The 24,961-nt window shown below is 54.0% G+C and carries 23 protein-coding genes and 1 tRNA gene; 16 read left to right on the forward strand and 8 right to left on the reverse strand.

What is annotated here, in order from left to right; genetic code table 11:
- Nucleotides 1–28: 28 nt before the first annotated feature.
- The 4 genes from G5149_RS04035 (at nucleotide 29) to tsgA (ending at nucleotide 3,303) form a co-directional block, all read left to right on the forward strand.
- Nucleotides 29–118, forward strand: a tRNA-Ser gene (locus G5149_RS04035).
- Nucleotides 119–483: 365 nt separating this feature from the next.
- The gene (locus tag G5149_RS04040; protein ID WP_421172007.1) at nucleotides 484–1,065 is read left to right on the forward strand and encodes a DUF1349 domain-containing protein; all 582 of its coding nucleotides are present in this window, start codon (nucleotides 484–486) and stop codon (nucleotides 1,063–1,065) included.
- A 319-nt stretch (nucleotides 1,066–1,384) separates the two neighbouring features.
- Nucleotides 1,385–2,086 (forward strand): purine-nucleoside phosphorylase, encoded by a 702-nt coding sequence (deoD, locus tag G5149_RS04045; protein WP_005303072.1) that lies wholly within the window; start codon nucleotides 1,385–1,387, stop codon nucleotides 2,084–2,086.
- Nucleotides 2,087–2,139: 53 nt separating this feature from the next.
- Complete coding sequence (tsgA, locus tag G5149_RS04050; protein ID WP_421211679.1) at nucleotides 2,140–3,303, forward strand: MFS transporter TsgA; 1,164 nt, start codon at nucleotides 2,140–2,142, stop codon at nucleotides 3,301–3,303.
- A gap of 97 nt (nucleotides 3,304–3,400) precedes the next feature.
- Here tsgA and G5149_RS04055 read toward each other — a convergent pair whose 3' ends face one another.
- Nucleotides 3,401–4,078: a Crp/Fnr family transcriptional regulator gene (locus tag G5149_RS04055; RefSeq protein WP_323066288.1), complete on the reverse strand. Its 678-nt coding sequence runs from the start codon at nucleotides 4,076–4,078 to the stop codon at nucleotides 3,401–3,403.
- A 163-nt stretch (nucleotides 4,079–4,241) separates the two neighbouring features.
- The gene (gene rimO / locus G5149_RS04060) at nucleotides 4,242–5,570 is read right to left on the reverse strand and encodes a 30S ribosomal protein S12 methylthiotransferase RimO (protein WP_104015314.1); all 1,329 of its coding nucleotides are present in this window, start codon (nucleotides 5,568–5,570) and stop codon (nucleotides 4,242–4,244) included.
- A 293-nt stretch (nucleotides 5,571–5,863) separates the two neighbouring features.
- On the opposite strand from rimO, the gene G5149_RS04065 reads away from it, so the two are divergent.
- On the forward strand, nucleotides 5,864–6,988 hold the full coding sequence (locus G5149_RS04065) for an HD-GYP domain-containing protein (RefSeq protein ID WP_421211682.1): 1,125 nt from the start codon (nucleotides 5,864–5,866) through the stop codon (nucleotides 6,986–6,988).
- Between the two features lie 167 nt (nucleotides 6,989–7,155).
- Here G5149_RS04065 and G5149_RS04070 read toward each other — a convergent pair whose 3' ends face one another.
- From G5149_RS04070 to G5149_RS04095, 6 genes are all read right to left on the reverse strand, one after another.
- Complete coding sequence (locus G5149_RS04070; RefSeq protein ID WP_337072709.1) at nucleotides 7,156–7,341, reverse strand: hypothetical protein; 186 nt, start codon at nucleotides 7,339–7,341, stop codon at nucleotides 7,156–7,158.
- 42 nt (nucleotides 7,342–7,383) lie between these two features.
- Complete coding sequence (locus tag G5149_RS04075) at nucleotides 7,384–7,965, reverse strand: NifB/NifX family molybdenum-iron cluster-binding protein (protein ID WP_421211684.1); 582 nt, start codon at nucleotides 7,963–7,965, stop codon at nucleotides 7,384–7,386.
- Nucleotides 7,962–8,276 (reverse strand): DUF134 domain-containing protein, encoded by a 315-nt coding sequence (locus G5149_RS04080; protein WP_005338107.1) that lies wholly within the window; start codon nucleotides 8,274–8,276, stop codon nucleotides 7,962–7,964. Before G5149_RS04080 ends, G5149_RS04075 begins: the two co-directional genes overlap by 4 nt.
- A 222-nt stretch (nucleotides 8,277–8,498) precedes the next feature.
- Complete coding sequence (locus G5149_RS04085) at nucleotides 8,499–9,680, reverse strand: dicarboxylate/amino acid:cation symporter (RefSeq protein ID WP_216951700.1); 1,182 nt, start codon at nucleotides 9,678–9,680, stop codon at nucleotides 8,499–8,501.
- A gap of 192 nt (nucleotides 9,681–9,872) precedes the next feature.
- Nucleotides 9,873–10,424, reverse strand: coding sequence for a hypothetical protein (locus G5149_RS04090; RefSeq protein WP_421211686.1), 552 nt, complete (start codon nucleotides 10,422–10,424; stop codon nucleotides 9,873–9,875).
- 105 nt (nucleotides 10,425–10,529) lie between these two features.
- Nucleotides 10,530–11,168: a TetR family transcriptional regulator gene (locus G5149_RS04095; RefSeq protein WP_421211688.1), complete on the reverse strand. Its 639-nt coding sequence runs from the start codon at nucleotides 11,166–11,168 to the stop codon at nucleotides 10,530–10,532.
- A 140-nt stretch (nucleotides 11,169–11,308) separates the two neighbouring features.
- On the opposite strand from G5149_RS04095, the gene G5149_RS04100 reads away from it, so the two are divergent.
- From G5149_RS04100 to G5149_RS04150, 11 genes are all read left to right on the forward strand, one after another.
- Nucleotides 11,309–12,502 (forward strand): efflux RND transporter periplasmic adaptor subunit, encoded by a 1,194-nt coding sequence (locus G5149_RS04100; RefSeq protein WP_216979174.1) that lies wholly within the window; start codon nucleotides 11,309–11,311, stop codon nucleotides 12,500–12,502.
- 17 nt (nucleotides 12,503–12,519) lie between these two features.
- Nucleotides 12,520–15,669, forward strand: coding sequence for an efflux RND transporter permease subunit (locus G5149_RS04105; RefSeq protein WP_421211690.1), 3,150 nt, complete (start codon nucleotides 12,520–12,522; stop codon nucleotides 15,667–15,669).
- A 598-nt stretch (nucleotides 15,670–16,267) separates the two neighbouring features.
- Nucleotides 16,268–17,353 carry a dTDP-glucose 4,6-dehydratase gene (gene rfbB, locus G5149_RS04110; RefSeq protein ID WP_421211691.1) on the forward strand — a complete coding sequence of 362 codons (1,086 nt, stop codon included), beginning with the start codon at nucleotides 16,268–16,270 and terminating at the stop codon, nucleotides 17,351–17,353.
- A complete protein-coding gene (rfbD, locus tag G5149_RS04115; protein ID WP_421211693.1) occupies nucleotides 17,353–18,240 on the forward strand; it encodes a dTDP-4-dehydrorhamnose reductase in 888 nt (295 codons plus the stop codon). Before rfbB ends, rfbD begins: the two co-directional genes overlap by 1 nt.
- A gap of 112 nt (nucleotides 18,241–18,352) precedes the next feature.
- Nucleotides 18,353–19,231, forward strand: a complete 879-nt coding sequence (gene rfbA, locus G5149_RS04120) for a glucose-1-phosphate thymidylyltransferase RfbA (RefSeq protein WP_421211695.1) — start codon at nucleotides 18,353–18,355, stop codon at nucleotides 19,229–19,231.
- Between the two features lie 53 nt (nucleotides 19,232–19,284).
- Nucleotides 19,285–19,836, forward strand: coding sequence for a dTDP-4-dehydrorhamnose 3,5-epimerase (gene rfbC, locus G5149_RS04125; protein ID WP_421211697.1), 552 nt, complete (start codon nucleotides 19,285–19,287; stop codon nucleotides 19,834–19,836).
- Between the two features lie 121 nt (nucleotides 19,837–19,957).
- Nucleotides 19,958–20,524, forward strand: a complete 567-nt coding sequence (locus tag G5149_RS04130; protein WP_421211699.1) for an acyltransferase — start codon at nucleotides 19,958–19,960, stop codon at nucleotides 20,522–20,524.
- Between the two features lie 11 nt (nucleotides 20,525–20,535).
- Nucleotides 20,536–21,234, forward strand: a complete 699-nt coding sequence (locus tag G5149_RS04135; protein ID WP_421211700.1) for an SDR family NAD(P)-dependent oxidoreductase — start codon at nucleotides 20,536–20,538, stop codon at nucleotides 21,232–21,234.
- 23 nt (nucleotides 21,235–21,257) lie between these two features.
- Entirely contained in the window at nucleotides 21,258–22,388 is a 1,131-nt protein-coding gene (gene rffA / locus G5149_RS04140) for a dTDP-4-amino-4,6-dideoxygalactose transaminase (protein WP_421211702.1), read from the forward strand.
- On the forward strand, nucleotides 22,385–23,452 hold the full coding sequence (locus G5149_RS04145) for a TDP-N-acetylfucosamine:lipid II N-acetylfucosaminyltransferase (RefSeq protein WP_421211704.1): 1,068 nt from the start codon (nucleotides 22,385–22,387) through the stop codon (nucleotides 23,450–23,452). The genes rffA and G5149_RS04145 overlap by 4 nt, the downstream gene beginning before the upstream one ends.
- A gap of 39 nt (nucleotides 23,453–23,491) precedes the next feature.
- Nucleotides 23,492–24,910, forward strand: coding sequence for a lipopolysaccharide biosynthesis protein (locus G5149_RS04150; RefSeq protein WP_421211706.1), 1,419 nt, complete (start codon nucleotides 23,492–23,494; stop codon nucleotides 24,908–24,910).
- Nucleotides 24,911–24,961 lie beyond the last annotated feature (51 nt).

Here is a 24,961-nt window from a genome sequence, read left to right on the forward strand (position 1 = left end):
CCCTGCTTGGGTAAAACTCTCTCCCCACGGAGAGATGCCGGAGTGGCCGAACGGGATTGACTCGAAATCAATTGTGGCAGCAATGCCACCCAGGGTTCGAATCCCTGTCTCTCCGCCACATACCAAGCCCAAGCAATTAAATTGCTTGGGCTTTTTCGTTTCGTGTGATGCCTGATATGCCATCTGATGTTGGCGGGCTTGAAGCGTCCCCTCTATCGACCACCTGTTAGTCGACTCGAGCCCATATCGAGATGTCTTATCGTCGTGCAATAGGGGCCCCCTTTTACTTGCCCGATCGCCTATCGGTTGCAAGGTTGGCCCCAACGGCTTGCTCGCCAGTCATGATGGCGACACAATGGAGTCCCTTTGGTTGGCCGCTCGCAGCTGGGGCTCGTGGCCGAATGGCCAGCGATAATATGAGCGCGCCCGAGTGTTATGGGCCGGTGACAACGGGAAACATGGCGAGAACAGGAGCAAAAGAGGATGAGGGAAGGGCTTGAATGGTGCTGGCTCAATGAACCGGCCGAATGGCACAAAACAAGCGACGGCTTGCTGGTGGTAACGGACAAACAGACCGATTTTTGGCGCAGCACCTGGTATGGTTTCGAGCGCCACAGTGGGCATCTCTATGGCTGTGAGGTCGAGGGGGAATTTACCTTTCAGGTCTGTGTCGAAGGGGAGTTCACCACCCTCTACGATCAGGCAGGGCTGATGTTGCTGCAAGACGAGGCGCACTGGCTCAAAGCGGGGATAGAGTACAACGATGCCCAGCCGATGATCGGCAGCGTGCTCACCAATCTGCGATCTGACTGGGCCACCGGTATTTTCAGCGGCAATCCGCGCCGTTTCTGGCTGCGCCTGACCCGGCTGGCCGATTGTCTGCGTCTGCAATACTCCACCGATGGCGAGGTGTGGCCACTGCTGCGGCTCGCTCCGTTCCCGCCAGGCGAGCGCTGCTTTATCGGAGTGATGTGCTGCACCCCCGAGCGACAGGGGTTGGCGGTGCGTTTTTCGGATCTGCGCCTCACGCAGCCCCTTGGCAAGGCACTGCATGATTTGAGCTAGCCAGCCCATGGCTGGCATTGCGTGTCAACCGGCAGAGTGAACAATGCCGTCGGCCTGTATCGTCATTCGCAGGGTCTATCGAGCGGGAGGGGCGTTGCCCTCCCGCTTTTTTACACCGGTAGGTCGGGAATGGCGGGTGGCTGTGATGGGCAAGCCTTGGCAAGCAACGTCGAAAAGCATGCGGTATGCGATGTAGCAGACAACAAGTTACCGGAACTGGGATCTCGATCGGGACAACAGGACTTTTGTCCTGCAAGGGGCGAGGGGGCGGGGGCTAGGATGCCCTCATCCACACGAGTCAAACTGGAGCACAACAATAATGACCGCTCATATCAATGCCAACCCGGGCGATTTCGCCGAGACCGTCATCATGCCGGGGGACCCGCTGCGGGCCCGCTATATCGCCGAGACCTTTCTGACCGATGCGCGCGAGGTGACCAATGTGCGCAATATGCTGGGCTACACCGGCTACTACAACGGCCAGCGCATCTCGGTGATGGGCCACGGCATGGGGATCCCCTCCATGGTGCTCTACGCCCACGAGCTGGTGAACGACTTCGGGGTCAAGCGGATCATCCGCATCGGCAGTCTGGGGGCGACCCAGCGCCACGTGCAGATGCGTGACGTCATTCTGGCGCAGGCGGCGGGCACCGACTCCCCGACCAACGCCAAGCGCAGCGCCGGTTACCAGATGGCCACCTCGGCCGACTTCGCCCTGCTGCACAAGGCGTTTACCAAGGCGCAGGAGAAGGCGATTCCGGTCAAGGTGGGCAATATCTTCACCGGCGATCTCTATTACGATCCGGACGAAAACCTCATTCCTGCGCTGGAAAAGTTCGGCGTGCTCGGCATTGACATGGAGGTGGCCGGTCTCTACGGGCTGGCCCATCAGCAGGGGATCGAGGCGCTCGCCATCCTGACGGTCTCCGACCACTGCCTGACCGGTGAAGAGACCACGGCCGAAGAGCGGCAGCTCTCCTTCAACCAGATGATCGAGCTGGCGCTGCACACCGCGCTGTAAGCGCCTCAGCCCGCTCAACCCTGCACGCACCCTGACCCCAAGAGAGATCCAATATGAACAATAAGCTCTCCCTCACTGCCATCAGCTTCCTGGCCAACTTCGTGATGGCCGGTTTTGCGACCCAGTTCGGCATGCTGATCGACCCCATCGCCGCCAAGTTCGGCGCCGACGTCAATCAGGTGGCCTCCATCTTCTCCCTGCTCAACGGCGGGGCGCTGGCGGGCACCATTGCCGCCTTCTTCCTCATCGAGAAGGTGGGGCTCAAGCGGATGACGCTGATCTGCTACGGCTTGATCGCGCTGGCGGCGGCCTCGCTCCATCTGACCGGCTCGCTCTATGTGGTGATGGCGGCCATGACGGTGATTGGCCTGTGCGGCGGGGTGGGGCTCTGCATTGCTGGGACCCTGGTGGTGAGCGTCTGGCAGGCGCGGATGCAGAGCACCATGCTGGTGGTGCAGGATGCCACCTTCAACGTGGCCGGGGTGGTCTTCCCGCTTATCACTACCTACACCCTGACTCACGCCATGGCGTGGAGCTGGAGCTATCTGGCGGTGGGTGTGGTGGCGCTGGTGACCATGCTGGTGGCGGTGCTGACCAACTTCCGCAGCTGCGAGGCGGGCGGCGAGAGCGCCGGCAACGAGCACTCGGAGTGGAACCTCGGCATCATCAGCGGCGGGCTGGGGCTCTTTCTCGGCATGCTGGCGCTCTACACCTTCCTCACCTGGGCGCCCATGTTCGTGAAGAACAAGTTCGGTATCCCCTTCGAGGAGGCGGGCAACATCATCACCCAGTACTGGACGGCGGCCCTGCTCGGCGCGCTGGTCTCGACCGCCATCGTGACCCGCGTTGCGATCCGCACCTTCCTGTTGGTGATCATCACGCTGGCGATGGGGATGACGGCACTGATCGTCACCACCGACAACCTGAGCCAGTTGCCATACCTCACCTACGGTTACGGCTTTGTTTGCGCCGCGCTCTACAACGCCTTTATCGCCTACGGGGTGTCGTTTGTGCGGCAGGCATCGAGCAAGAACGTCTCCTACATCCTCATCAGCGGCAGCGCGGGGGCCATGTTCAGCCCGGCCATCAGCGCCCTGTTCGAGCAGGTGATCGGCTTGCAGGCGGTGATGTACGCCATCCCGCTTATCTACGGCGTGATCCTCGCCATGCTGGTGGCGTCGCTGCGTATGGCACGCCCTCAGCCTTGTCTGGCCTGAGCGGGGGAGTAAACAGCAAGAGGGGCGGTATCGACCGCCCCTCTTTTTTGTTGCTGTTCCACTTGTTGCTGTTCAGGCGGCAACTGATGCCTGCGACTTATGGCTGCTCCAGAAAGGCCTTGAGCCCTGCCAGATCGCGGATCTGCAACCCCTCCTCACCGCGCTCCACCAATCCTTTATCCATCAGCTCCTTCACCGCTCGCCGGTAGACCCGGTCGGTCGTGCCGAAGCGTTCCGCCTCCTGATACCCCTTGCGAAAGCCGCTCACCGGGTTGTCGTGGCAGTGGCTGTGATAGAGGTCGAGGGCGATGTTGTAGCTGATGGGGTAGAGCATGCGGCAGGTGAAGATATCTACCGTGTCCTGATAGTCGATGGCAATGGCGGTGGCAAAGAAGAGCGCCACCTTGGGGTGGGCGACCAGCGCCTGCTCCAGCTGCTCGCCGTCGATGCGGGCCACTTCCAGCGGCTCCTCGGCGATGATGTCGAGCTGGCAGCGGTAGCCGGTGAAGAACTCCATCTCGCCAAACAGCTGGTTGTCGCACTCAAGGGTGCCGAGCTGAAAGCGGCGGCCATTCATGGCGGTGTGGCCCATGGCGATGCGGCCACTGGGCACCAGCACCAGATCCCGCAATAGCTCCCCCTGACGCATCAGGGGCTCCCCCTCGGGGATCAGGCGCCGCTCCGTGATGCAGGAGATGACCACCTGTTCAATGAGATCGTGGCTGGCCTGCCAGTGGGGCTGAAAGCGCCCCTTGAGAAGGGGTTTGAGTTGCATGGGGTTTCGAGTCGTCGCCAAACACAAACGACTATTACACACCCTTGCATACGGATATGCCAGTTTTGTACCGCAAAGTGGGGCTTACAGGTGTAGAAGTACAATTTGGAAGCATAAAAAAGCGCCCGAAGGCGCTTTTTCATTGAGCGGTGGTCAGCAACGATTAGCCAATCAGGCTGGCCCACAGATCATATTCGTCGGATTCGTCGATCCGCACCTTGACCATGTCGCCCGGCTTGAGGCCGGTTTCGCCGTTGAGGTAGACCAGACCGTCGATCTCCGGCGCATCGGCGAAGGAGCGGCCAGTGGCACCCTCTTCGTCCACTTCGTCGATGATAACGGTCATCTCCTGGCCCACTTTGCGGGCCAGCTTGCGGATGGAGACCTGCTGTTGCAGCTCCATAAAGCGCTGGAAGCGCTCTTCCTGAATCTCTTCCGGCACCGGGTCCGGCAGCTCGTTGGCCAGCGCCCCTTCGACCGGGCTGTATTTGAAGCAGCCGACCCGATCCAGCTCCGCCTTGTCGATAAAGTCCAGCAGCATCTGGAAATCTTCCTCGGTCTCGCCCGGGAAGCCAACGATAAAGGTGGAGCGCAGGGTGATCTGCGGGCAGATTTCGCGCCACTTCTGGATCCGCTCCAGGGTGCGCTCGACCGAACCCGGGCGCTTCATCAGTTTGAGGATGCGCGGGCTGGCGTGCTGCAGCGGGATGTCGAGGTAGGGCAGGATCTTGCCATCACGCATCAGCGGGATGACGTCATCCACGTGCGGGTAGGGGTAGACGTAGTGCAGTCGCACCCAGATATCGAGCTTGGCCAGCTCTTCGCACAGGGCGACCATGCTGGTCTTGACCGGCATGCCGTCGTAGAAACCGGTGCGGTGCTTCACATCGACGCCGTAGGCGGAGGTGTCCTGGGAGATCACCAGCAGCTCCTTCACGCCGGCCTCTTTCAGACGCTTGGCTTCGGCCAGCACGTCGCCGATGGGGCGGCTCACCAAATCCCCGCGCATGGAGGGGATGATGCAGAAGGTGCAGCGGTGGTTGCAGCCTTCGGAAATCTTCAGATAGGCGTAGTGGCGCGGGGTCAGCTTGACGCCGTGGGCCGGAACCAGACTGGTGAAGGGGTTGTGCTGCGGCTTCTCCACATATTTGTGGACGTGACCCAGCACCTCTTCATAGGCGTGGGGGCCGGTGATCTCGAGCACCTTGGGGTGGATCTCGCGGATCTGATTCTCTTTGGCGCCAAGGCAGCCGGTGACGATCACCTTGCCGTTCTCGGCCAGCGCTTCGCCGATCGCTTCCAGCGACTCTTGCACCGCGCTGTCGATAAAGCCGCAGGTGTTGACGACGACCAGCTCGGCATCGTCATAGCTGGGCACCACATCGTACCCTTCGGTACGCAGCTGGGTCAGGATGCGTTCTGAATCGACCAGGTTTTTGGGGCAACCCAAGGAGACGAATCCTACTTTGGGGGCCTGTTTTGTGTTGGACATCGCTCAATCACTCTTAGGTGGCTCTTCTTTAAGGGCGCGGATTTTACCGGAATGGTTAACCAAAAACTATACAGCCAGCATGGCAGAACCTAACAATATCTCCGAGTGGGCAGGATTGGGCCGTGCGAATAGCGGCTGATGGTGGAGCCCTGACTGGCGCGCAGTCCCTGCTGCACAGGTTTGTGGCTGGCAATATGCATTGCTGACTTATTAGTCAATTTCGCGGTCTGTGGCTGGGAACCCTGTCACGGGTGCCCCTATACTCCCATCATGGTGATCCGGTGGAGAAGGCAATGGAAAGTTCATTTGGCGAAAGAATGCAGAATCTGCACGCTACGCTACGCGAGCGTTTTGACAAGCTGAGTCGGGTGGCCATTGCGATTTACGATCCCCATACCGATCAGCTCAAGACCTTCGCCCACAGCACCGAGGGGCCCTCGCCGCTGGTGCAGTATGAGGTGAAGCTGAGCGATGTTCCCTCCTTGCGCTATCTGGCGGAGCACAAGCACCCCCGGGTGCTTGGCAATCTCGATGCCCTGCGTGGTTCCGCGTCGGAACACAGCCGCAAGCTGCTGGAGGCGGGCTATGCCTCCAGCTATACCGAGCCGCTGTTGTTCAACAGCAAGCTGTTTGGTTTTCTGTTTTGCGATGCCATGGAGCCGGGATACTTCGATGAGTCGATCCAAAGCGAGCTGTCGGCCTATGCCCAGATGTTGTCCGCCATCATTGCGGTGGAGTTCTTCTCTATTCAGACCCTCGGCGGCGCGCTGACCACGGCACGGGAGTTCAGTCACTATCGGGATGAGGAGACCGCCAACCATCTGCATCGGATGTCGGCCTACTCCCGACTGATCGCCAAGACGCTGGCCCCGACTTGCGGGCTGAGCGACGAGGAGGTGGAGTTTGTCTACCTCTTCTCCGAGCTGCACGACATCGGCAAGATCGCGGTGCCGGATGCCATTTTGCTCAAGCCGGGCAAGCTGACCCCGGAAGAGTTCGAGATCATGAAGATCCACCCCGGCAAGGGACGGGAGATGATCAGCCTGATGATCAACGAGTTTGGTCTCGATGGCATTCATCACACCGATATGCTGACCAATATCATCGCCAGCCATCACGAACGCTTTGACGGCACCGGCTATCCGCTGGGGCTGGCGGGGGAGGCGATCCCGCTGGCGGCGCGCATCGTGGCGGTGGCCGATGTGTTTGATGCCCTGACCAGCGAGCGCCCCTACAAGCAGCCCTGGCCGTTCGAGACGGCCTTTGCCTATCTGGAGGAGCATGCCGGCAGCCAGTTCGATCCCGCTTGTGTCGCCGCGGCCCTGCGCAACAAGGCCGAGTTTTATGCCATCTATCAGCAGTATCAGGATCCAGCCTGCTCTGCGAGTGTGCCGGCCAGCGGCGCAGAGCCGGGTTGAGCGTGTGTGATGAGCGTAAGGGCAAAGTGGCGGAACAAGCATGAATGAAAAGCGTAACAAGAGAGGGGGCACCAGCAGGTGCCCCCTCTCTTTTATGCGCCTCTCGATTCCACGCGCCCTTAATTTTTGCCGACCTTCTATCTGCGGCTATGGCGTTTGCGCTCAGGTTACTTTTTGGGCGTCGGCTCGCTGATTTGATAGAGGTGATCCGCGCAGGCGCTGGAGCAGCCACAGGGGCGCACCTCTTTATCTTCCCGCTTCTGGGCAAGCTGATATTGGCGCCACCAGATGATGGTGCCCATGGCCAGGATCAGTACGAACGAGGCAAGCATGCTCAACAACCAGATGGACATGATCTCTTCTCCTTGATGGTGATGACATGCACTGTGATGACATCAGTGATGATGGCAGCAACCGCCCTGCTGGTTGGCTCCTTCACTGCCGTGGCAACAAGTATGGCCTTGTCGTGAGCTCTCTGCCTGATTGCCACTACTGGCGCAACAGTGATTGGAGCCACTGTTGCAACCACCGTGACAATTCGCATGGCTGTGGCCTGCGCCGACGGGCTGGATGGCACGGATAGTCGCCTTGCTCTGATGACGACGAGATGGGCGGCCCTGACTGGCCTCGGTGAGAGGTTGCAGATTGGCGGGGGCCAGCAGCGCTGGCAGCGGCAGGCGGGCAGAGCGGCACTGCAGTACCCGGATATTGGCCGCCAGCAGGCGACTCAGCATCCGCTCGCCGATATTGCGCACCACCACCTGACCCACCTGATGATGGGCGAGGGCGTCGAGCAGCGCTTGCTTGCCGTGGCAGCCTTCGGCGGCGGCCGGGTTAGCCAGGGTGGCGATAACGTTCCCTTCGGGGTTAAGAATTTGCAGCTGCTCGGCACGGGTAAAGTGGCCAGCCAGCAACCCCTGACTCAGCATCAGGGCGCTGTTGCAGAGGGTGGTGGTCATGGTTGTGACAGCATTCATGTCGGCTCTTCTCCACTGGTTGGGTGGTCGGGCTCGGCGGGTTGCATCATCAATGCCTTGCCCAGACTCAGACACTCCACCACCTTGTAGCGCCCTTTTTTCAGGATATTGGCCAGGGTCTGGCGGGAGACCCCCATCACCAGGGCGGCCTCCTGCTGCTGCATTCCTTGAAGGTCGACGAGGCGCAGTGCCTCGAACTCGTCAGGGGCCAGCGTGACCTGTTCCAGCTGATGCATGGGGCGGCCGTTGGGTTTGAAGCAGCTGTTGGCGGGGCGGCCACAGATCTGGCGGGCAATCTTGGGTCTTGGCATGGTGGCTCCTAATTGGCATAAGCCATTTATACGCTCATATGTGGCATATGCCAATAATTTTGTCTGATGCAGAGGGTAGCGCCAGTGCTGTTTACGGCAGAGGGGGGTAAAGAGGGGGAGGAGGAATACTAACAAAAGCAGGGAAGGTGGCTGAAACGAATCAGGCCCGAACATGGTTCGGGCCTGCGGTTTTGCAGAGGATGGTCGGGCTATCCGGCGAGCTTACGCCTGTTCGGCCTCGGCCACGGGGGCTGCGCTCTCGCTACCGTTGGCGAAGCGATCCGCCCACAGGGCAATCACGCCGTCACCGGTGACGTTGCAGGCGGTGCCGAAGCTGTCCTGGGCCAGGTAGAGGGCGATCATCAGGGCGATGGAGGCTTCACCGAAACCGAGCATGGAGGTGAGCAGGCCCAGCGCCGACATCACGCCACCACCCGGTGCGCCCGGGGCGGCGATCATGATCACCCCCAGCATCATGATGAAGGGGAGCATGGTCTCGATGCCCGGAATGGCCAGATGCTCGGAGAGGAACATCACCGCGGTGGCGCAGGTCACTAGGGTAATGGTGGAGCCACACAGGTGAATGGTGGCGCACAGCGGTACGGTGAAGTTGGCGATGCTGTCGCTCACCCCGTTGTTCTTGCTCGATTGCAGGGCGACCGGAATGGTGGCGGCGCTCGACATGGTCCCCAGTGCGGTGAAGTAGGCGGGCAGCATGTTCTTGATGAGCTGGGCCGGTGAGCGGCCAAGAGCCAGACCTGTGCCGATAAACAGTACGGAGAGCCAGATCCAGTGCATCAGGATCGCCATCACCAGCACCACGCCGAAGGTTTTCAGGGTGGCGAATACGGTGCCTTCTACCGTCATCTCGACAAAGACACCCGCGATATAGAACGGCAGCAGCGGGATGATCACCTTGGCCAGCAGGCGGTCGATGATGTCACGGCCCTGATCGGCGACACGGCGCAGATCGGTGGCCTGGGTGGCGCTGATGCCGATGCCGAACACGAAGGCGGCAGCCAGTGCCGACATCACGCCAAACAGCGGCGGGATCTCGAGATTGACATAGGAGGCGAGCTTGATGGCTGTGGCCGTGGTGGGCTCGGCGGCGGTGGTGAACTGCGGGATCAGGTGGCTCGCCACGGTAAAGGCGAACAGCCCCGCCAGAATGGTAGAGCAGTAGGAGAGGGCCACGGTTTTGCCCAGCAGCTTGCCGGAGTTTTTCGGCAGGCTGGCGATGCCGCTCATGATGAAGAACAGAATGATGAGCGGAATCGTGAAGGTGATCAGCTGACCTATCACTGTCTTGGCCGTAAACAGCACGCGCGCCACCCACTCAGGGGCGTAGAGACCGAGCAAGAGACCGGCAAGGATGCCAGCAATGAGTTTCAGGACAAGTTTCATAAGGAAATCCGGAGTTGGTTGTATTGTCTGTTTTGTTATTAAATTTTGATATTAATCGAGCTTTTTAACACGTAAGCCGTGTTATGTCTGCCTTTTATGCGTTAATGCCGAGTTAAATATTGTCGATAGCCAAGATCGCCGACTAGCAGCCGGCTTGGCATTGAATGGGAAAATCCGTGATGAATTAGCCCGTTAGGTGGCCTGATGATCGCCGCGCAGCAACATGACGTACTGGTTGGCGTGTTGACTTGTGCATGATGGCGTGTTGGTCGAGGCGGTTTCCATCGGCGCCAGTTGCAGCGCTATCCCGGATGTGGTGACCAGTTGCTGTAGCTGAGCGTGACTTATTTTGCCGCTTGGCGGCAGGGGGAAGCAAATCGGAGCGCCCGCTTTGAGCAGGGTCGCCAGCTGTTGCAACTGGGGAACAAGGGCGGCCACGTGGCTATCAAGCGGGCGGCTCAGCCAGATGCCATCGTAAGGGAGCACCGAGTGCATCTTCGCCAGCGGGCAGACCCGCACAGCTTGCCCGGATTGCTGTGAGGCTACTTTGGCGTCAGCCAGTACCGCTTCACAGGCGGTGACCACATACCCTTCTGCACGCAGCCAGCACAGATCCTCCCCCATACCGCACTGACCATTGAGCAGGTGAGCGCCGGGTTTGAGGTGCGCCACAAAGGCAGCTCGAACGTGGGCGTGCTGGTCGTTAAATGGCCGGGAAGCGGGGATGGCGTCAGAGTGTGGCACAGGGGTTACCTCAAGCAGGGGGCGCACAGGGTAACAAATCGGGGCCTGACTGCCAAAACGCGCGGTCAGTCCCCGATTTGGATGTGAGGACGTTGCCGGAGCCTGTTAGCGGCCGCAGGCAGGTCCGTGGGGGTGGGCCAGCATGGTAAACATGCTCTCTATCAGGAAGGTTGATTCGCTCTGCAGGTCGATCCGCTCCGGAAAGTGGAGCCAGTTTATGATGTAGCCATCCAGGGTACAGTGGAGCAGCGTGGCTGCACGCTGCAGGTTGAGGTTGGCAGGCAGCTGCCCCCGGCGTACCGCGTTGGCCAGGGTGGTCTCCAGATCCCGGAAGAAGTTGGCGGACTGGCTGCGGATATGCTCGCGCAGTGAGATGGCCTCCCCCTCCAGCGATTCGAGATTGAACAGGATGGTGAACATCTGCCGTTGGGCCGGATTGTGAATGAAGCTGTGGAGCACCCCTTCGAAGAAGAGGCGCAATTGCCCGAGCGGATCCGGCTCATCTGGATTGAGGCAGGCATCGAGCTGGTGGGCGAGGGGGCTGCAGAGCTCCTGCCAGAGCGAAATGAAGAGTTCATCCTTGTTCTTGAAGTGCCAATAGATGGCCCCGCGGGTCAGGTCTGCCGCCCTGGCGATGTCGGTCAGGCTGGTCTTGGCCAGGCCCTGAGAGCAGAACAGATCCAGCGCCGTGCTCATGATGTGGCAGCGGGTTTGCTGCGCCTCTTCTTTGGTTCGTCTGGCCATCGAAATTTGTGCCTCATGCAAGCAAAAAGTCACTTACATACATTTATGAATGTATGTATATTGCCTCATCTTTCGACTATTTACCAACAGGGCCCATGCGGCCCTGATTGTTCATTGACTGGCAAAGGCTCAGGTGTTTCATGCATAAACATATTCTTGCTCGTTCAGTTGGTCTTGCCTTGCTGGCTACAGGCTTGCTGGCAGGTTGTGGTGACAAGGGGGGCGCCCCCCAGGGACAGGGCGGCATGCCCCCCGCGGCGGTCAACGTGGTGACCCTGCAGAGCGGCCCGTTGATGTTGACCACCGAGTTGACCGGCCGCAGCGCCCCGTTGCGGGTGGCCGAAGTGCGTCCGCAGGTGAGCGGCATCATCCTCAAGCGCCTCTTTACCGAGGGGAGCGATGTGAAGGCGGGCGACCTGCTCTATCAGATCGATCCGGCTGTCTATCAGGCGGCGGTTGCCAGCGCCAAGGCCAATCTGGCCAAGGCAGAGGCCAACGAGCAGAGTGCCCGTCTCAAGGCACAGCGCTATCAGGAGCTGCTAAAGGTCAAATCCATTAGCCGTCAGGACTATGACGACGCCGACGCCAGCTGGAAGCAGGCCAAGGCCGAGATCATGGCGAGCAAGGCGGCCCTGCGCACTGCCGAGATCAATCTAGGTTACACCCGCATCACCGCCCCCATCAGTGGCCGCATCGGTAAATCCGCGGTGACCGAGGGGGCGCTGGTGACAGCCCAGCAGGCTGACAGCCTGACCGCCATCCAGCAGCTCGATCCCATGTATGTGGATGTGCGTCAATCCACCGCCGATCTGCTGCGCCTCAAGCGACTGGTCGCCGAGGGCAAGTTGACCCAGGACGAGCAGAAGGGAGCCAAGGTGACCTTCCAGTTGGAAGATGGCAGCACCTATGGCGAAGAGGGCTCGCTGCAGTTCTCCGATGTGACCGTGGATGAGACCTCCGGCATGGTGACCCTGCGGGTGATTGTGCCCAACCCTCACCAGCTGCTGCTGCCCGGCATGTTTATGCGCGCCACCCTGCAAGAGGGAGAGCGGGCACAAGGACTGCTGGTGCCGCAAACTGCGGTGACTCGCACCCCCAATGGCGGCGCCACCGTGATGGTGGTAACCGCTGACAACAAGGTGGAGCTGCGCAACGTGCAGCTGAGCCGTGTCGTCGGCAGCAACTGGGTGGTGGAGTCAGGGCTCACCTCCGGCGAGCGGGTGATCGTGGCTGGCTTGCAGAAAGTGCGACCGGGCGCCGTGGTCAATCCCGCCGAGCAGGGTGCTGATGCACAGTCTGCTCAAGCTGCGTCCAACACCCCGGCCAACAAGTAGGATGGAGTAGTCGCCTCATGGCTCGATTTTTTATAGACAGACCCATTTTTGCCTGGGTGATCGCGCTGGTGATCATGCTGGCGGGCAGCCTGGCCATCATCAAATTGCCGGTCGCCCAGTATCCGAGCATTGCGCCGCCCGCGGTCGGTATTTCCGCCAGCTATCCAGGGGCCTCTGCCAAAACGGTGGAAGACTCGGTCACCCAGATCATCGAACAGAACATGACCGGGCTGGATCACCTGCTCTACATGTCTTCCCAGTCTGACTCTGCGGGACGGGTGTCGGTGACCCTCACCTTCCAGCCGGGGACCGATCCCGACATCGCCCAGGTGCAGGTGCAGAACAAGCTGCAGCAAGCGATGTCGTTGCTGCCGCAAGAGGTGCAGCAGCAAGGGGTTCGGGTACAGAAGACCTCCAGCAGCTTCCTGATGGTCGCGGCGTTCATCTCCAACGATGGCTCGATGAACAACGACGATCTGGCGGACTATGTGGTCTCCAACATCAAGGAGCCCCTGAGTCGTCTGGACGGGGTAGGGGATATCACCTTGTTCGGCAGCCAGTACTCCATGCGGGTCTGGCTCGATCCCAACAAGCTCAACCGGGTGCAGATGACCCCGGGGGATGTGCAGGCGGCCATCAAGGCGCAGAACGCCCAGGTAGCGTTCGGCAAGCTGGGTGGTACTCCGTCGGTGGAAGATCAGCAGTTCACCGCCACCATCATGGGGCAGACCCGTCTCTCTACCGTGGAGCAGTTCAACGATATCCTGCTGCGGGTGAATCAGGATGGCTCCAAGGTACGGCTCAAAGACGTGGCCCGGGTCGAGCTAGCAGGCGAAAGCTATGACGCAGATGCGCTCTACAACGGTCAGTCCACCGCCGCGGTCGCCATCAAGCTGGCTACCGGCGCCAACGCGCTGGATACCGCCGAGAAGGTACGTGCCAAGCTCAATGAGCTGTCGGATTACTTCCCGGCCAACATGGAGATCGTCTACCCCTACGACACCACGCCGTTTGTGAAGATCTCCATCGAGGAGGTGGTGCAGACCCTGATCGAGGCGATCTTCCTGGTGTTCTGCGTCATGTATCTGTTCCTGCAGAACTTCCGCGCCACCCTGATCCCGACCATTGCGGTGCCTGTGGTACTGCTCGGTACCTTCGGGGTGATGGCGGCGTTCGGCTTCTCCATCAACACCCTCACCATGTTTGGTATGGTGCTGGCCATCGGGTTGCTGGTGGATGACGCCATCGTGGTAGTTGAGAACGTGGAGCGGCTGATGAGCGAGGAGGATCTCTCCCCGCTGGAAGCGACCCGCAAGTCGATGACCCAGATCACCGGCGCGCTGGTGGGGATCGCGTTGGTGCTCTCCGCCGTGTTCGTGCCGATGGCCTTCTTCGGAGGCTCGACTGGTGCCATCTATCGCCAGTTCTCGCTGACCATCGTCTCGGCAATGGTGCTGTCGGTGCTGGTGGCGTTGATCCTGACCCCGGCCCTCTGTGCCACTCTGCTCAAGCCGATGAAACACGGCGAGTTTGGCGCCCAGCGTGGCTTCTTTGGCTGGTTCAACCGCGCCTTTGATGCTGGTACCCAGCGCTATCAGCGCGGTGTGCGCAAGGTGATCAAGCAGGGCGTGCGTTACAGCATTATCTACGGCGCCATGCTGGCGGTGCTGGCAGTGCTCTTTATGCGGATGCCCACCTCCTTCCTGCCGGAAGAGGATCAGGGGGTCATCATGTCCATGGTGCAACTGCCGGTCGGAGCTACCAAGCAGCGTACCGAGGTGGTGCTGGCCCAGATGCGTGACTACTTCCTGGAGAACGAGAAGGATAACGTGGATGCCGTATTGACTGTATCGGGCTTCAGTTTTGCCGGTAGCGGTCAAAATACCGGTATGGCGTTTATCAAACTCAGGGACTGGAGCGAACGCAAGAGTCCTGATCGTAGTGCCAACGCCATTATCGGTCGCGCCATGGGCTATCTGTTCAGCATCAAGGAGGCGCAAGTGTTCGCCTTCAACTTGCCATCAATTCCTGAATTGGGGACGGCGACCGGTTTTGACTTCTTCCTGCAGGATCGCGGCGGTATCGGCCACGACAAGCTGATGGCTGCGCGTAATCAGCTGCTCGGTATGGCGGCGCAGGATCCCACTCTGGTGCGGGTGCGCCCGAACGGGATGGAAGATACGCCGCAACTCGATATCAAGATCGACTATGAGAAGGCGCTGGCGCAGGGGCTATCCATCGCGGATATCAACAACACCCTGGCTACTGCCTGGGGTTCTTCCTACGTCAATGACTTCGTTGACCGTGGCCGGGTCAAGAAGGTTTACATGCAGGCGGATGCCCCCTTCCGGATGAACCCGGAAGATCTGAAACTCTGGTATGTGCGCAACAGCGCCGGTCAGATGGTGCCCTTCTCCGCCTTTGCCAGCACCGAGTGGAGCTTCGGTTCGCCGCGTCTTGAGCGTTACAACGGTGTGCCAGCGATGGAGATCGTCGGTGAAGCTGCGCCCGGCAAGAGTACCGGTGATGCAATGGCTGCCATCGAACAGATGGTGAAACAGCTGCCGGAAGGGGTGGGCATCGAGTGGACCGGGCTCTCCTTCCAGGAGCGTCAGGCCGGTTCACAGGCACCAGCGCTCTACGCCATCTCCTTGCTGGTGGTGTTCCTCTGTCTGGCGGCCCTCTACGAGAGCTGGAGCATTCCGTTCTCGGTGATGCTAGTGGTGCCGCTCGGGGTACTGGGAGCCATTGTGGCCGCAACCCTGCGTGGGCTGGAGAACGACGTCTACTTCCAGGTAGGCCTGCTCACCACCATAGGCTTGTCGGCCAAGAACGCGATTCTGATCGTGGAATTTGCCAAAGAGCTCTATGACAAGGGGATGGGACTGGGTGAAGCCGTAGTGGAGGCGGCGCGCCTGCGCCTGCGTCCGATCCTGATGACTTCGCTCGCCTTTATCCTCGGGGTGTTGCCGCTGGTGATCAGCTCCGGTGCCGGTGCCAGCAGCCGTAACGCCATCGGTACCGGCGTAATGGGGGGAATGATCAGTGCCACCGTGCTGGCCATCTTCTTCGTTCCGCTCTTCTTCGTGCTGGTGATGCGCTACTTCACCAGCCACCAGAGCAAAGAGGCGCGTATGGTTGCAGCAGTTGAGTCAAAAGGTGACTGAGCAAAGTGACCCCTTGAGTTCTGGGGGCAGATCACAATAAGACAAATAAATCAGGTATGAGTGAGTAATAAATAGAGCGACTTGGAATGTCGCTCTATTTTTTTGTTGTAAAAACGGTAACTTGGTCTTGATTATCTGGCTGCGCCCAGATGTGTATGAGGAGTTATTCGCTCTTCCGTCGCCCCTTATCGAATCCTTATCTATGGTAGTTGGCGAACGACTTTTGCGGTGCAGGTTTGTAGGAAACGAGATAGAATCTGCGTCTTATCGGGCTGGTAAGTGGTGAGTCGTCGGACATTGACCTTTTTGGTCTTGAGCCTTGTATGTCTTTGCCAAACACAATCAATACAGAAAAATGCTGGAGGACATGATGACCAACAGCAAACACAATCAGGTCAAAAGCAGCATGGTGGGAGCTGTAACCCAGGGGCGGTAGCCTTGGGGTTATTTGGTGATTTGTGTGAATAATGTTCACTCAGTGTTTTGTTGCTGTTTGAGATGGTTAAATTGCCGTCTATTTAGGTGTTTCAACAGTGCACCAGTGAACAGCCAGCCTCTATCCGATGTCACATCAACGCCTCGCAAGAGATACATATCTATGAAAATCCTCGTGACCGGCGGTGCCGGCTTTATCGGCTCTGCCGTGGTGCGCCATATCATCCGTGATACCCAAGATTCTGTTATCAATCTCGATAAACTCACCTATGCCGGCAATCTGGAATCCCTGGCCGATGTATCGACAAGCGAGCGTTATGCGTTTGAGCAGGTGGATATCTGCAACCGTGCCGAGCTGGATCGGGTGTTTGCCCTGCACCAGCCGGATGCGGTGATGCACCTGGCCGCCGAGAGCCATGTTGATCGCTCCATTACAGGGCCGGCTGACTTTATCGAGACCAATATCGTCGGCACCTATATGTTGCTGGAAGCGGCTCGCGCTTACTGGAATGGTCTTCATGATCAGCGCAAGGCGGCCTTCCGCTTCCACCATATCTCCACTGACGAGGTATATGGGGATCTGCCCCATCCGGATGAAGTGGCTGCCGGTGAGCCATTGCCGCTCTTTACCGAAACCACCCCCTACGCCCCCAGCAGCCCCTATTCTGCCTCCAAGGCTTCCAGTGACCATCTGGTGCGTGCCTGGCGCCGTACCTACGGCCTGCCGACTATCGTCACCAACTGCTCCAATAACTACGGCCCGTACCACTTCCCCGAGAAGCTGATCCCGCTGGTCATTCTTAACGCGCTTGATGGCAAGCCGCTGCCGGTCTATGGCAAGGGCGACCAGATCCGTGACTGGCTCTATGTGGAAGATCACGCGCGTGCGCTCTACAAGGTAGTGACCACAGGCGTGGTCGGGGAGACCTACAACATCGGCGGCCATAACGAGAAACAGAATCTGGAGGTGGTCCACACCATCTGCGATCTGCTGGACGAGATGGTGCCGAAGGCGGGCTCTTATCGTGAGCAAATCACCTATGTGGCGGATCGCCCCGGCCACGATCGCCGCTATGCCATCGATGCCAGCAAGATGAGCAGTGAGCTTGCCTGGCAACCGCAAGAAACGTTCGAGTCGGGTATTCGCAAAACCGTACAGTGGTATCTGGATAACCAGCAGTGGGTCAACAACGTGAAGAGTGGCTCCTATCAGTCCTGGATCGAACAGAACTACGGGGAGCGTGCCTGATGCATATTCTGCTGTTTGGCAAAAACGGTCAGGTAGGCTGGGAGCTACAACGCGCACTGGCGCCGCTGGGGCGTATCACGGCCGTTGATTTTGACTCCACTGACTATTGCGGTGATTTCAGCAACCCGGCCGGGGTGGCCGACACGGTACGTCTGGTCAAGCCGGACGTGATTGTCAATGCCGCAGCCCACACCGCAGTCGACAAGGCCGAAAGCGAGCGGGCGTTTGCCGAGCTGCTCAACGCGACCAGCGTGGCTGCGATTGCCAAAGAAGCGGAAGCCTTGGGTGCCTGGCTGGTGCATTACTCCACCGACTATGTGTTCGATGGCAGCGGCGAGTGTCCCTGGGTGGAAACCGATGCCACCGCCCCGCTCAACGTCTATGGCGAAACTAAGCTGGTTGGGGAACAGGGGGCGGCTCTCTGCGCTCGTCACCTAATTTTTCGCACCAGCTGGGTCTATGCCGCTCGGGGTGCCAACTTTGCCAAGACCATGCTGCGCTTTGGCAAAGAGCGTAGCGAGATGTCGGTCATCAATGACCAGTTTGGCGCTCCGACCGGCGCCGAGTTGCTGGCTGATTGCACCGCCCATGCGATCCGCGTGGCGCAGCGCAACCCCGAGGTCGCCGGGCTGTATCATCTGATTGCCTCCGGCACCACCACCTGGTTTGACTACGCCCAGCTGGTGTTTGCCAAAGCCAGAGAGGCCGGGGTTGAACTGGCTGTGACACAGCTCAATGCGGTGCCGACCAGCGCCTTCCCGACCCCGGCCAAACGCCCTCATAACTCCCGCCTTGATACTGGCAAATTCCAGCGCACCTTCGAGCTGGTGCTGCCGGACTGGACCGTCGGTGTAGAGCGGATGTTGACCGAGATCCTGGGCAAATAAATCACTGGTCAGGGATGTGTTGAACGCCTCTCTGGCTGGCAGGGATAAAACAGAAAGGTGTGGCCGCAAGCCACCCTTTTCTTTTGCAATTTCAAAATAAGAAACAAGCATCATGACCAAACGTAAAGGCATTATTCTGGCCGGTGGCTCTGGCACTCGTCTCTATCCGGTCACCATGGCAGTGAGCAAGCAGCTGCTGCCCATCTATGACAAGCCGATGATTTACTACCCGCTCAGCACCCTGATGCTGGCGGGAATTCGCGATATTTTGATCATCAGCACGCCGCAAGATACCCCCCGTTTTGAGCAACTGCTGGGGGACGGCAGTCAGTGGGGCCTGAATTTGCAGTACAAGGTGCAGCCAAGTCCGGACGGGTTGGCACAAGCCTTTATTCTGGGTGAAGAGTTTATCGGGTCAGACCCCTGTGCGCTGGTGCTGGGGGACAACATCTTCTACGGCCACGACCTGCAGAAACAGTTGGCGGCCGCAGCGGCCAAAGAGAGTGGCGCGACCGTCTTTGCCTACCATGTGCATGACCCCGAGCGTTATGGGGTGGTGGAATTTGATAAGGCGGGCACTGCTATCTCTCTGGAAGAGAAGCCGTTGGAGCCCAAGAGCAACTATGCGGTGACCGGCCTCTATTTCTATGACAACAGCGTGGTGGAGATCGCCAAGAGCCTGAAGCCGTCGCCCCGAGGTGAGCTGGAAATTACCGATGTGAACCGTATCTATCTGGAGCAAGGCAATCTGTCGGTGGCCATGATGGGCCGTGGTTATGCCTGGCTGGATACCGGTACCCATGAAAGCATGATTGAAGCGAGCAACTTTATTCAAACTATCGAGACCCGTCAGGGGTTGAAAGTGGCGTGCCCGGAAGAGATTGCGTATCGCCAGAAGTTTATCAATGCCGACCAGGTGCGTGAACTTGCAGCGCCGTTGGCAAAGAATGCGTATGGGCAGTATCTGTTTAAAATGATCGCAAAGGTTTAAAGGTAACTTGGGAGTGATAAATAGTATTATGCTCCCGAATCTCGGTACTACATATGAATGTAATCAAGACAGCAATTCCAGATGTGCTTATCTTTGAGCCAAAAGTGTTTGGTGATGAGCGAGGTTTTTTCTTTGAAAGTTTCAACCACAAGTTGTTTGAAGAGGCGGTAGGGTATCCGGTGACGTTTGTGCAGGATAATCACTCCAAATCATCGAAAGGGGTGTTGCGTGGATTGCACTATCAATTACCGCCCCATGCCCAGGGCAAGCTGGTGCGTTGTGTGGCCGGTGAAGTGTTTGATGTAGCGGTAGATATTCGTAAAAGCTCCCCGACCTTCGGGCAATGGGTAGGCGTTCACCTTTCTGGAGAAAACAAGCGACAGCTGTGGATCCCGGAAGGATTTGCGCATGGATTTGTAACCTTGACCGAAACAGCAGATTTTTTATATAAGACAACAAATTATTATTGCAGAGATAGCGATAGAGGTATTCTCTGGAACGATGGGCAACTAGCCATAACATGGTCTGATCAATATATAGATTATCGTCTATCAGACAAAGACCAACAGCAACCTTCATTTATTGATGCTGATCCATTTTTGTAGACATTTGTCATTTTAGTAATTTGGTTAAATGATAAAAATATAAGATTTTTGTATTTTTTATATCTTTCCATAAAACAGCCTTTCGGTAGCTATATATCATTTTGAGGAGATGGGAATTTAAATGGCATTCTTAACAGAAGATCAGCTTAAAAACATTGGATTCAAACATATTGGTGCTAATGTTAAGATAAGTGATAAATGTTCTATTTATAATCCAGAAGAGATCACTATTGATGATAATTCTAGAATAGATGATTTTTGTCTTATTTCTGGTGTAATAAGAATAGGTAAGAATGTTCATATAGCAGCCTATTGTAATTTGGCTGGTGGAATATCAGGTATCACCATGGATGATTTTTCTGGACTTGCATATGGTTGTCATGTTTTCACTCAAAGTGATGACTATTCAGGTGAGACAATGACTAATCCAACTATTCCCAAAAAATTCAAAAAGGAAACATTCAAGGCTGTCTCAATAGGAAAGCATGTAATTGTGGGAACCAAAAGTACTATATTACCAGGTGTTGTTATATCTGAAGGGTGTTCTGTTGGTGCTATGTCGATGGTAACGAAAAGTACTAAGCCATGGGGTATATATTTTGGTATCCCAGCTAAGCGAATCAAAGAGCGAAAAATGGATCTTTTAGAGTTAGAAGAGAAATACATTACTGAGTTGAATAGTAAGTAAAAGGGATTTTTATGAATGTGCTTGTTACTGGTGGTAGTCGAGGGATTGGATTATCCATTGTAAAAAAGATGGCGGCACTAAATCATCGTGTTGTGTACACATATAAAAATACACCTGCACCAGTTGAATTGCCAAATGTGACATCGTATCAGTTGGATCTGACAGAAAAAAAGAGCTGTGATGATCTATATTCATATTTGTCAGATAATGAGTTGATGCCGAATGTGTTGGTAAATAATGCAGGAGTAACTTGCGACAAGCCTTTTCATAAAATGACCAATGATGAATGGCTATCAGTAATTAATGTAAATCTTATATCTTTATTTAATATTACTCAGCCTGTATTTTCTCATATGAGGCTTAACGGATTTGGTAGAATAATAAATATATCTTCTGTTAATGCACATAAAGGACAGTTTGGACAGGTTAATTATTGCGCATCAAAGGCTGGTGTTTTAGGTTTTACAAAAGCCTTAGCTTTAGAAGGTGCCGCTAAAGGGGTAACCGTAAATTCCATATCGCCAGGATATACAGAAACAGATATGATAAATTGTATTAGTGTGGATATCCTTAATAAAATAAAAAAAGATATACCAACTGGACGATTTGCAACACCAGATGAGATTGCAACATTAGTTTGTTTTTTATCTTCAAAAGATGCATCATATATTAATGGCGCTGATTACTCTATTAATGGTGCATTATATTAAATTTATATGACGGTGAGCTAATTATGATTCCATTTAATAAGCCATATTTACATGGTCGAGAAGTAGTTTATATCGCTCAAGCTGTTGCAGCCGGAAAAATTTCTGGCGATGGAGCGTTTACCAAAAAATGTCATGATTTTTTTGAGACGCGTTATGGTTTTAAAAAAGTTTTGATGACTACATCGTGCACAGACGCTTTAGAAATGGCTGCCCTATTGTTAGACATCCAGCCTGGTGATGAAGTTATTGCTCCGTCTTATACGTTTGTCTCGACAGTCAATGCATTCGCGTTGCGAGGAGCGAAAATCATCTTTGCTGATAGCTATGCAGACCACCCAAATATTGATCCTGAACAGCTTGTTAAGCTAATTACTTCCAAAACAAAAGCTATTGTAGTGGTACATTATGCAGGTGTTGCATGTGATATGGATGCAATCATGGCAATTTCTAAGAAATATAATGTTCCTGTGGTGGAAGATGCGGCACAAGCGATAGATAGCTATTACAAAGGGAAACCACTCGGCAGTATTGGTACTTTTGGTACCTTTTCCTTCCATGAAACCAAGAACATAATATCGGGTGAAGGCGGGCTATTAGCTATTAATGATGAGCGGTATATACATCGTGCAGAAATTATCCGTGAGAAAGGAACTAATCGTTCTTCATTCTTTCGTGGTGAAGTTGCTAAATATGGTTGGGTAGACATTGGCTCATCCTTTCTTCCATCTGATATCATTGCTGCTTATCTCTATGCTCAGCTTGAAAATATTGACGCTATTCAGGCAAGGCGAAAAGCGATATGGCAACATTATTATAATAACTTGTCAGTTAAATTGACAAATACTAATATTAAGCTACCTAAAGTGGCTGAGTATGCTACTAATAATGCACATATGTTTTATTTAGTATGTGAAAGCCTTGAGCAACGTACGGCCTTGATAAATCATCTAAAAGATAATGATATACATGCAGTTTTTCATTATTTATCTTTGCATAAAAGTGAATTTTACCAAGACCAATATATAGGCAATGAATTGCCCCATTCGGATTTTTTCACTGACACGTTAGTTCGTCTGCCATTATTCTATGAGTTAACTGATGAACAAGTGACGTATATTTGCAATCAGATTGGTCTTTTTATTGAGCTGAAATGAGAAAAAAAATATTACATCTTGCCTGCTTAGATAAGTTTATCCCCGGATTTATAGATATTCTTAAGCGTAATTTCACTGACGAAACCCATACAGTCATAACTTTTGGCGATATAAGCCAATATCACTATGAACAAACACAGACAATGTTTAATTGTCGAAGAGTTAATAGTTTTAGATCTATATTTAAAATAATAAAGTGTTTGCATAATAGTGATAAGGTCATATTACATGGACTTTTTTCCCCCCATTTAGTTGCAATGCTGTGCTTCATGCCTTGGTTACATCATAAGTGTTTATGGGTAATTTGGGGGGGCGATTTATATTATCATGAGTTACCAGTTAAAAATGCTCGTTATCGTGTTATGGAATTGTTTCGGTATTTTTTGATAAGTCGATTAGATGGGTTTATTACTTATATAGAAGGAGATTACCATAAAGCTCAGCAGTGGTATAATGCTAAGGGTCACCGCTATGACTGCATTATGTATAAGAGTAATATTTACAATGGTGGGTACTTAGATTTATCTCGATTAACAAGGAAATATGCAGAAAATACCACTAAGGTAAGTCTGTTAGTGGGAAACTCTGCAGACGTTACTAATAATCATCAACGAATTTTTGATAAACTAGTAAAGCTTGATGTAAATAATCATGTTGACAAGATATATTGCCCATTATCTTATGGTGATTTCGCTTACGCTGAGCAAGTTAAGCAACAGGGCGAGGCGATGTTTGGCGACAAGTTTCATGCTCTGATGGATTTTATGTCGTTGGATGAATACAATAAAATACTGGATGAAGTTGACATTGCCGTATTTGCTCATAATCGGCAACAGGCAATGGGTAATGCGATTAATCTGCTGGGACGGGGTAAAACTCTTTATATGTGCGCTGATACCAGTTCTTATGATTTATTCACCAAGCTGGATATAAAAGTTTTTTCACTAGATAACTTGGAGCTAAAGCCTCAAGAACCTAAAATATCGATCTCAAATAACGAAAAGATACGCAATTATTTTAGTGAGGATAATTTGGTTAAGCAGCTGAAAGAAATATTTTCGTAACTGTTTGAAGTCAAACACTAACGTAAAAAAGACGGTTATATGACACCTCAAAAAATATTCTTTTTTGCTATTGGCCCCGTTGGTGGAGCATTATTCGGGATCATTTCACTCCCGATAATTGCTTGGATTTTTAGCCAAGAGGATGTGGGTAGGATGGCATTGCTTAATGTCGTGTTGAGTTTTGCGACATTATTTTTTACTCTTGGCTTAGATCAAGCTTATGTTCGTGAATTTCATGAGGCAGATAACAAATCATTATTATTAAAAACTACAGTGGTACCTGGTTTAATATTACTGGTAGCCACCCTGGCTGTAAGCTTGATATTTGGCCCATTATTATCAAAAATTATATTTGGTCTAGACTCTATTGGAGTTAGCTGGTTACTTGCAATCGCATTATTTTGCAGTTTCTTGTCGCGATTTTTGTCACTAGTATTACGAATGAATGAGCGTGGTCTAGCATTCTCAATGAGCCAGCTATTACCTAAAGCTTTCTTACTCGTCATTATTCTTTTTTTTCTATTATTTGATTTTGCCAAAACATTTGAATGTCTTTTGCTGGCTAATACATTGGCAATCATGTTGGCTTTTTCTATTTTTGCTTGGAATACTCGTAGTGAATGGTACCAGAGTTTTTTTGAGAAAGTAAACATATCGCAGTTGCAAAAAATGTTAAGCTTTGGTTTTCCATTAATTCTGGGTGGTCTTGCTTTTTGGGGAATGACCTCACTGGATAGAATCCTATTAAGTCGATGGAGTAGTTATAGTGAGCTGGCTATTTATTCTGTTTCGGTCAGTTTCGCTGCAGCGGCCACAATTCTTCAGTCTGTATTCTCTACGGTATGGGCTCCGATGGTCTACAAGTGGGCAAGTAAAGACGAAGGGTATGATAAGATCACAATGGTCGGCCGTTATACCGTACTGTTTGTTGTCATTATCTTTTGTTTAGCTGGGATGCTGTCATGGGTAATATCTTTTTTCTTACCTGCTCAATACTCTTCGGTACAATGGATATTGGTCGCTTGTCTAGCCTATCCGTTATTTTATACACTATCGGAAACTACCGTTGTTGGGATTGGTATTGCACGTAAATCAGCATATTCAATGTTAGCATGTATCTTGGCACTTTTAGTTAACATAACGTGCAACTTCTTTTTAATTCCTAGTTTTGGTGCAGCTGGTGCAGCCAGTAGTACAGCTGTATCATTTTGGGCATTTCTTGTGTTTAGAACGGAGTTCTCGATCTATGTCTGGAAATCCTTGCCAAGGTTTAGAATGTATATTTATACATTGTTGGCTGTCATAGGTTCTATTATTGGCTCCTTAAAGCAGGCTAGTGCTGCTCCATATATATATTGTTTTTGGTTTGGATTATTATTGTTCTGTATTTTTGATTACAGGCATGAAGTAAAAATGTCAATCAATAAAATTGCTAAAACAATAAGCCCTTATTCATAATGTTTTTTAAAATGCGATATAAAAAACTTCATTGATTAACTATTTCTAATG

Origin of the sequence: Aeromonas sp. 600479, from assembly GCF_049175515.1 — a bacterium.
Classification (GTDB): Bacteria; Pseudomonadota; Gammaproteobacteria; order Enterobacterales; family Aeromonadaceae; genus Aeromonas; species Aeromonas veronii_A.

Excerpts from the sequence above, each read along its gene's own strand:
- G5149_RS04095 (WP_421211688.1), bottom strand. The coding sequence starts at position 11,168 with ATGGCCAGACGAACCAAAGAAGAGGCGCAGCAAACCCGCTGCCACATC.
- G5149_RS04075 (WP_421211684.1), bottom strand. The coding sequence starts at position 7,965 with ATGAATGCTGTCACAACCATGACCACCACCCTCTGCAACAGCGCCCTG.
- G5149_RS04100 (WP_216979174.1), top strand. The coding sequence starts at position 11,309 with ATGCATAAACATATTCTTGCTCGTTCAGTTGGTCTTGCCTTGCTGGCT.
- G5149_RS04150 (WP_421211706.1), top strand. The coding sequence starts at position 23,492 with ATGACACCTCAAAAAATATTCTTTTTTGCTATTGGCCCCGTTGGTGGA.
- G5149_RS04070 (WP_337072709.1), bottom strand. The coding sequence starts at position 7,341 with ATGTCCATCTGGTTGTTGAGCATGCTTGCCTCGTTCGTACTGATCCTG.
- G5149_RS04085 (WP_216951700.1), bottom strand. The coding sequence starts at position 9,680 with ATGAAACTTGTCCTGAAACTCATTGCTGGCATCCTTGCCGGTCTCTTG.
- G5149_RS04040 (WP_421172007.1), top strand. The coding sequence starts at position 484 with ATGAGGGAAGGGCTTGAATGGTGCTGGCTCAATGAACCGGCCGAATGG.
- rfbB (WP_421211691.1), top strand. The coding sequence starts at position 16,268 with ATGAAAATCCTCGTGACCGGCGGTGCCGGCTTTATCGGCTCTGCCGTG.
- rfbC (WP_421211697.1), top strand. The coding sequence starts at position 19,285 with ATGAATGTAATCAAGACAGCAATTCCAGATGTGCTTATCTTTGAGCCA.
- tsgA (WP_421211679.1), top strand. The coding sequence starts at position 2,140 with ATGAACAATAAGCTCTCCCTCACTGCCATCAGCTTCCTGGCCAACTTC.
- deoD (WP_005303072.1), top strand. The coding sequence starts at position 1,385 with ATGACCGCTCATATCAATGCCAACCCGGGCGATTTCGCCGAGACCGTC.
- rffA (WP_421211702.1), top strand. The coding sequence starts at position 21,258 with ATGATTCCATTTAATAAGCCATATTTACATGGTCGAGAAGTAGTTTAT.
- G5149_RS04065 (WP_421211682.1), top strand. The coding sequence starts at position 5,864 with ATGGAAAGTTCATTTGGCGAAAGAATGCAGAATCTGCACGCTACGCTA.
- G5149_RS04135 (WP_421211700.1), top strand. The coding sequence starts at position 20,536 with ATGAATGTGCTTGTTACTGGTGGTAGTCGAGGGATTGGATTATCCATT.
- rimO (WP_104015314.1), bottom strand. The coding sequence starts at position 5,570 with ATGTCCAACACAAAACAGGCCCCCAAAGTAGGATTCGTCTCCTTGGGT.
- G5149_RS04145 (WP_421211704.1), top strand. The coding sequence starts at position 22,385 with ATGAGAAAAAAAATATTACATCTTGCCTGCTTAGATAAGTTTATCCCC.
- G5149_RS04130 (WP_421211699.1), top strand. The coding sequence starts at position 19,958 with ATGGCATTCTTAACAGAAGATCAGCTTAAAAACATTGGATTCAAACAT.
- G5149_RS04080 (WP_005338107.1), bottom strand. The coding sequence starts at position 8,276 with ATGCCAAGACCCAAGATTGCCCGCCAGATCTGTGGCCGCCCCGCCAAC.
- rfbD (WP_421211693.1), top strand. The coding sequence starts at position 17,353 with ATGCATATTCTGCTGTTTGGCAAAAACGGTCAGGTAGGCTGGGAGCTA.
- G5149_RS04055 (WP_323066288.1), bottom strand. The coding sequence starts at position 4,078 with ATGCAACTCAAACCCCTTCTCAAGGGGCGCTTTCAGCCCCACTGGCAG.
- G5149_RS04105 (WP_421211690.1), top strand. The coding sequence starts at position 12,520 with ATGGCTCGATTTTTTATAGACAGACCCATTTTTGCCTGGGTGATCGCG.
- rfbA (WP_421211695.1), top strand. The coding sequence starts at position 18,353 with ATGACCAAACGTAAAGGCATTATTCTGGCCGGTGGCTCTGGCACTCGT.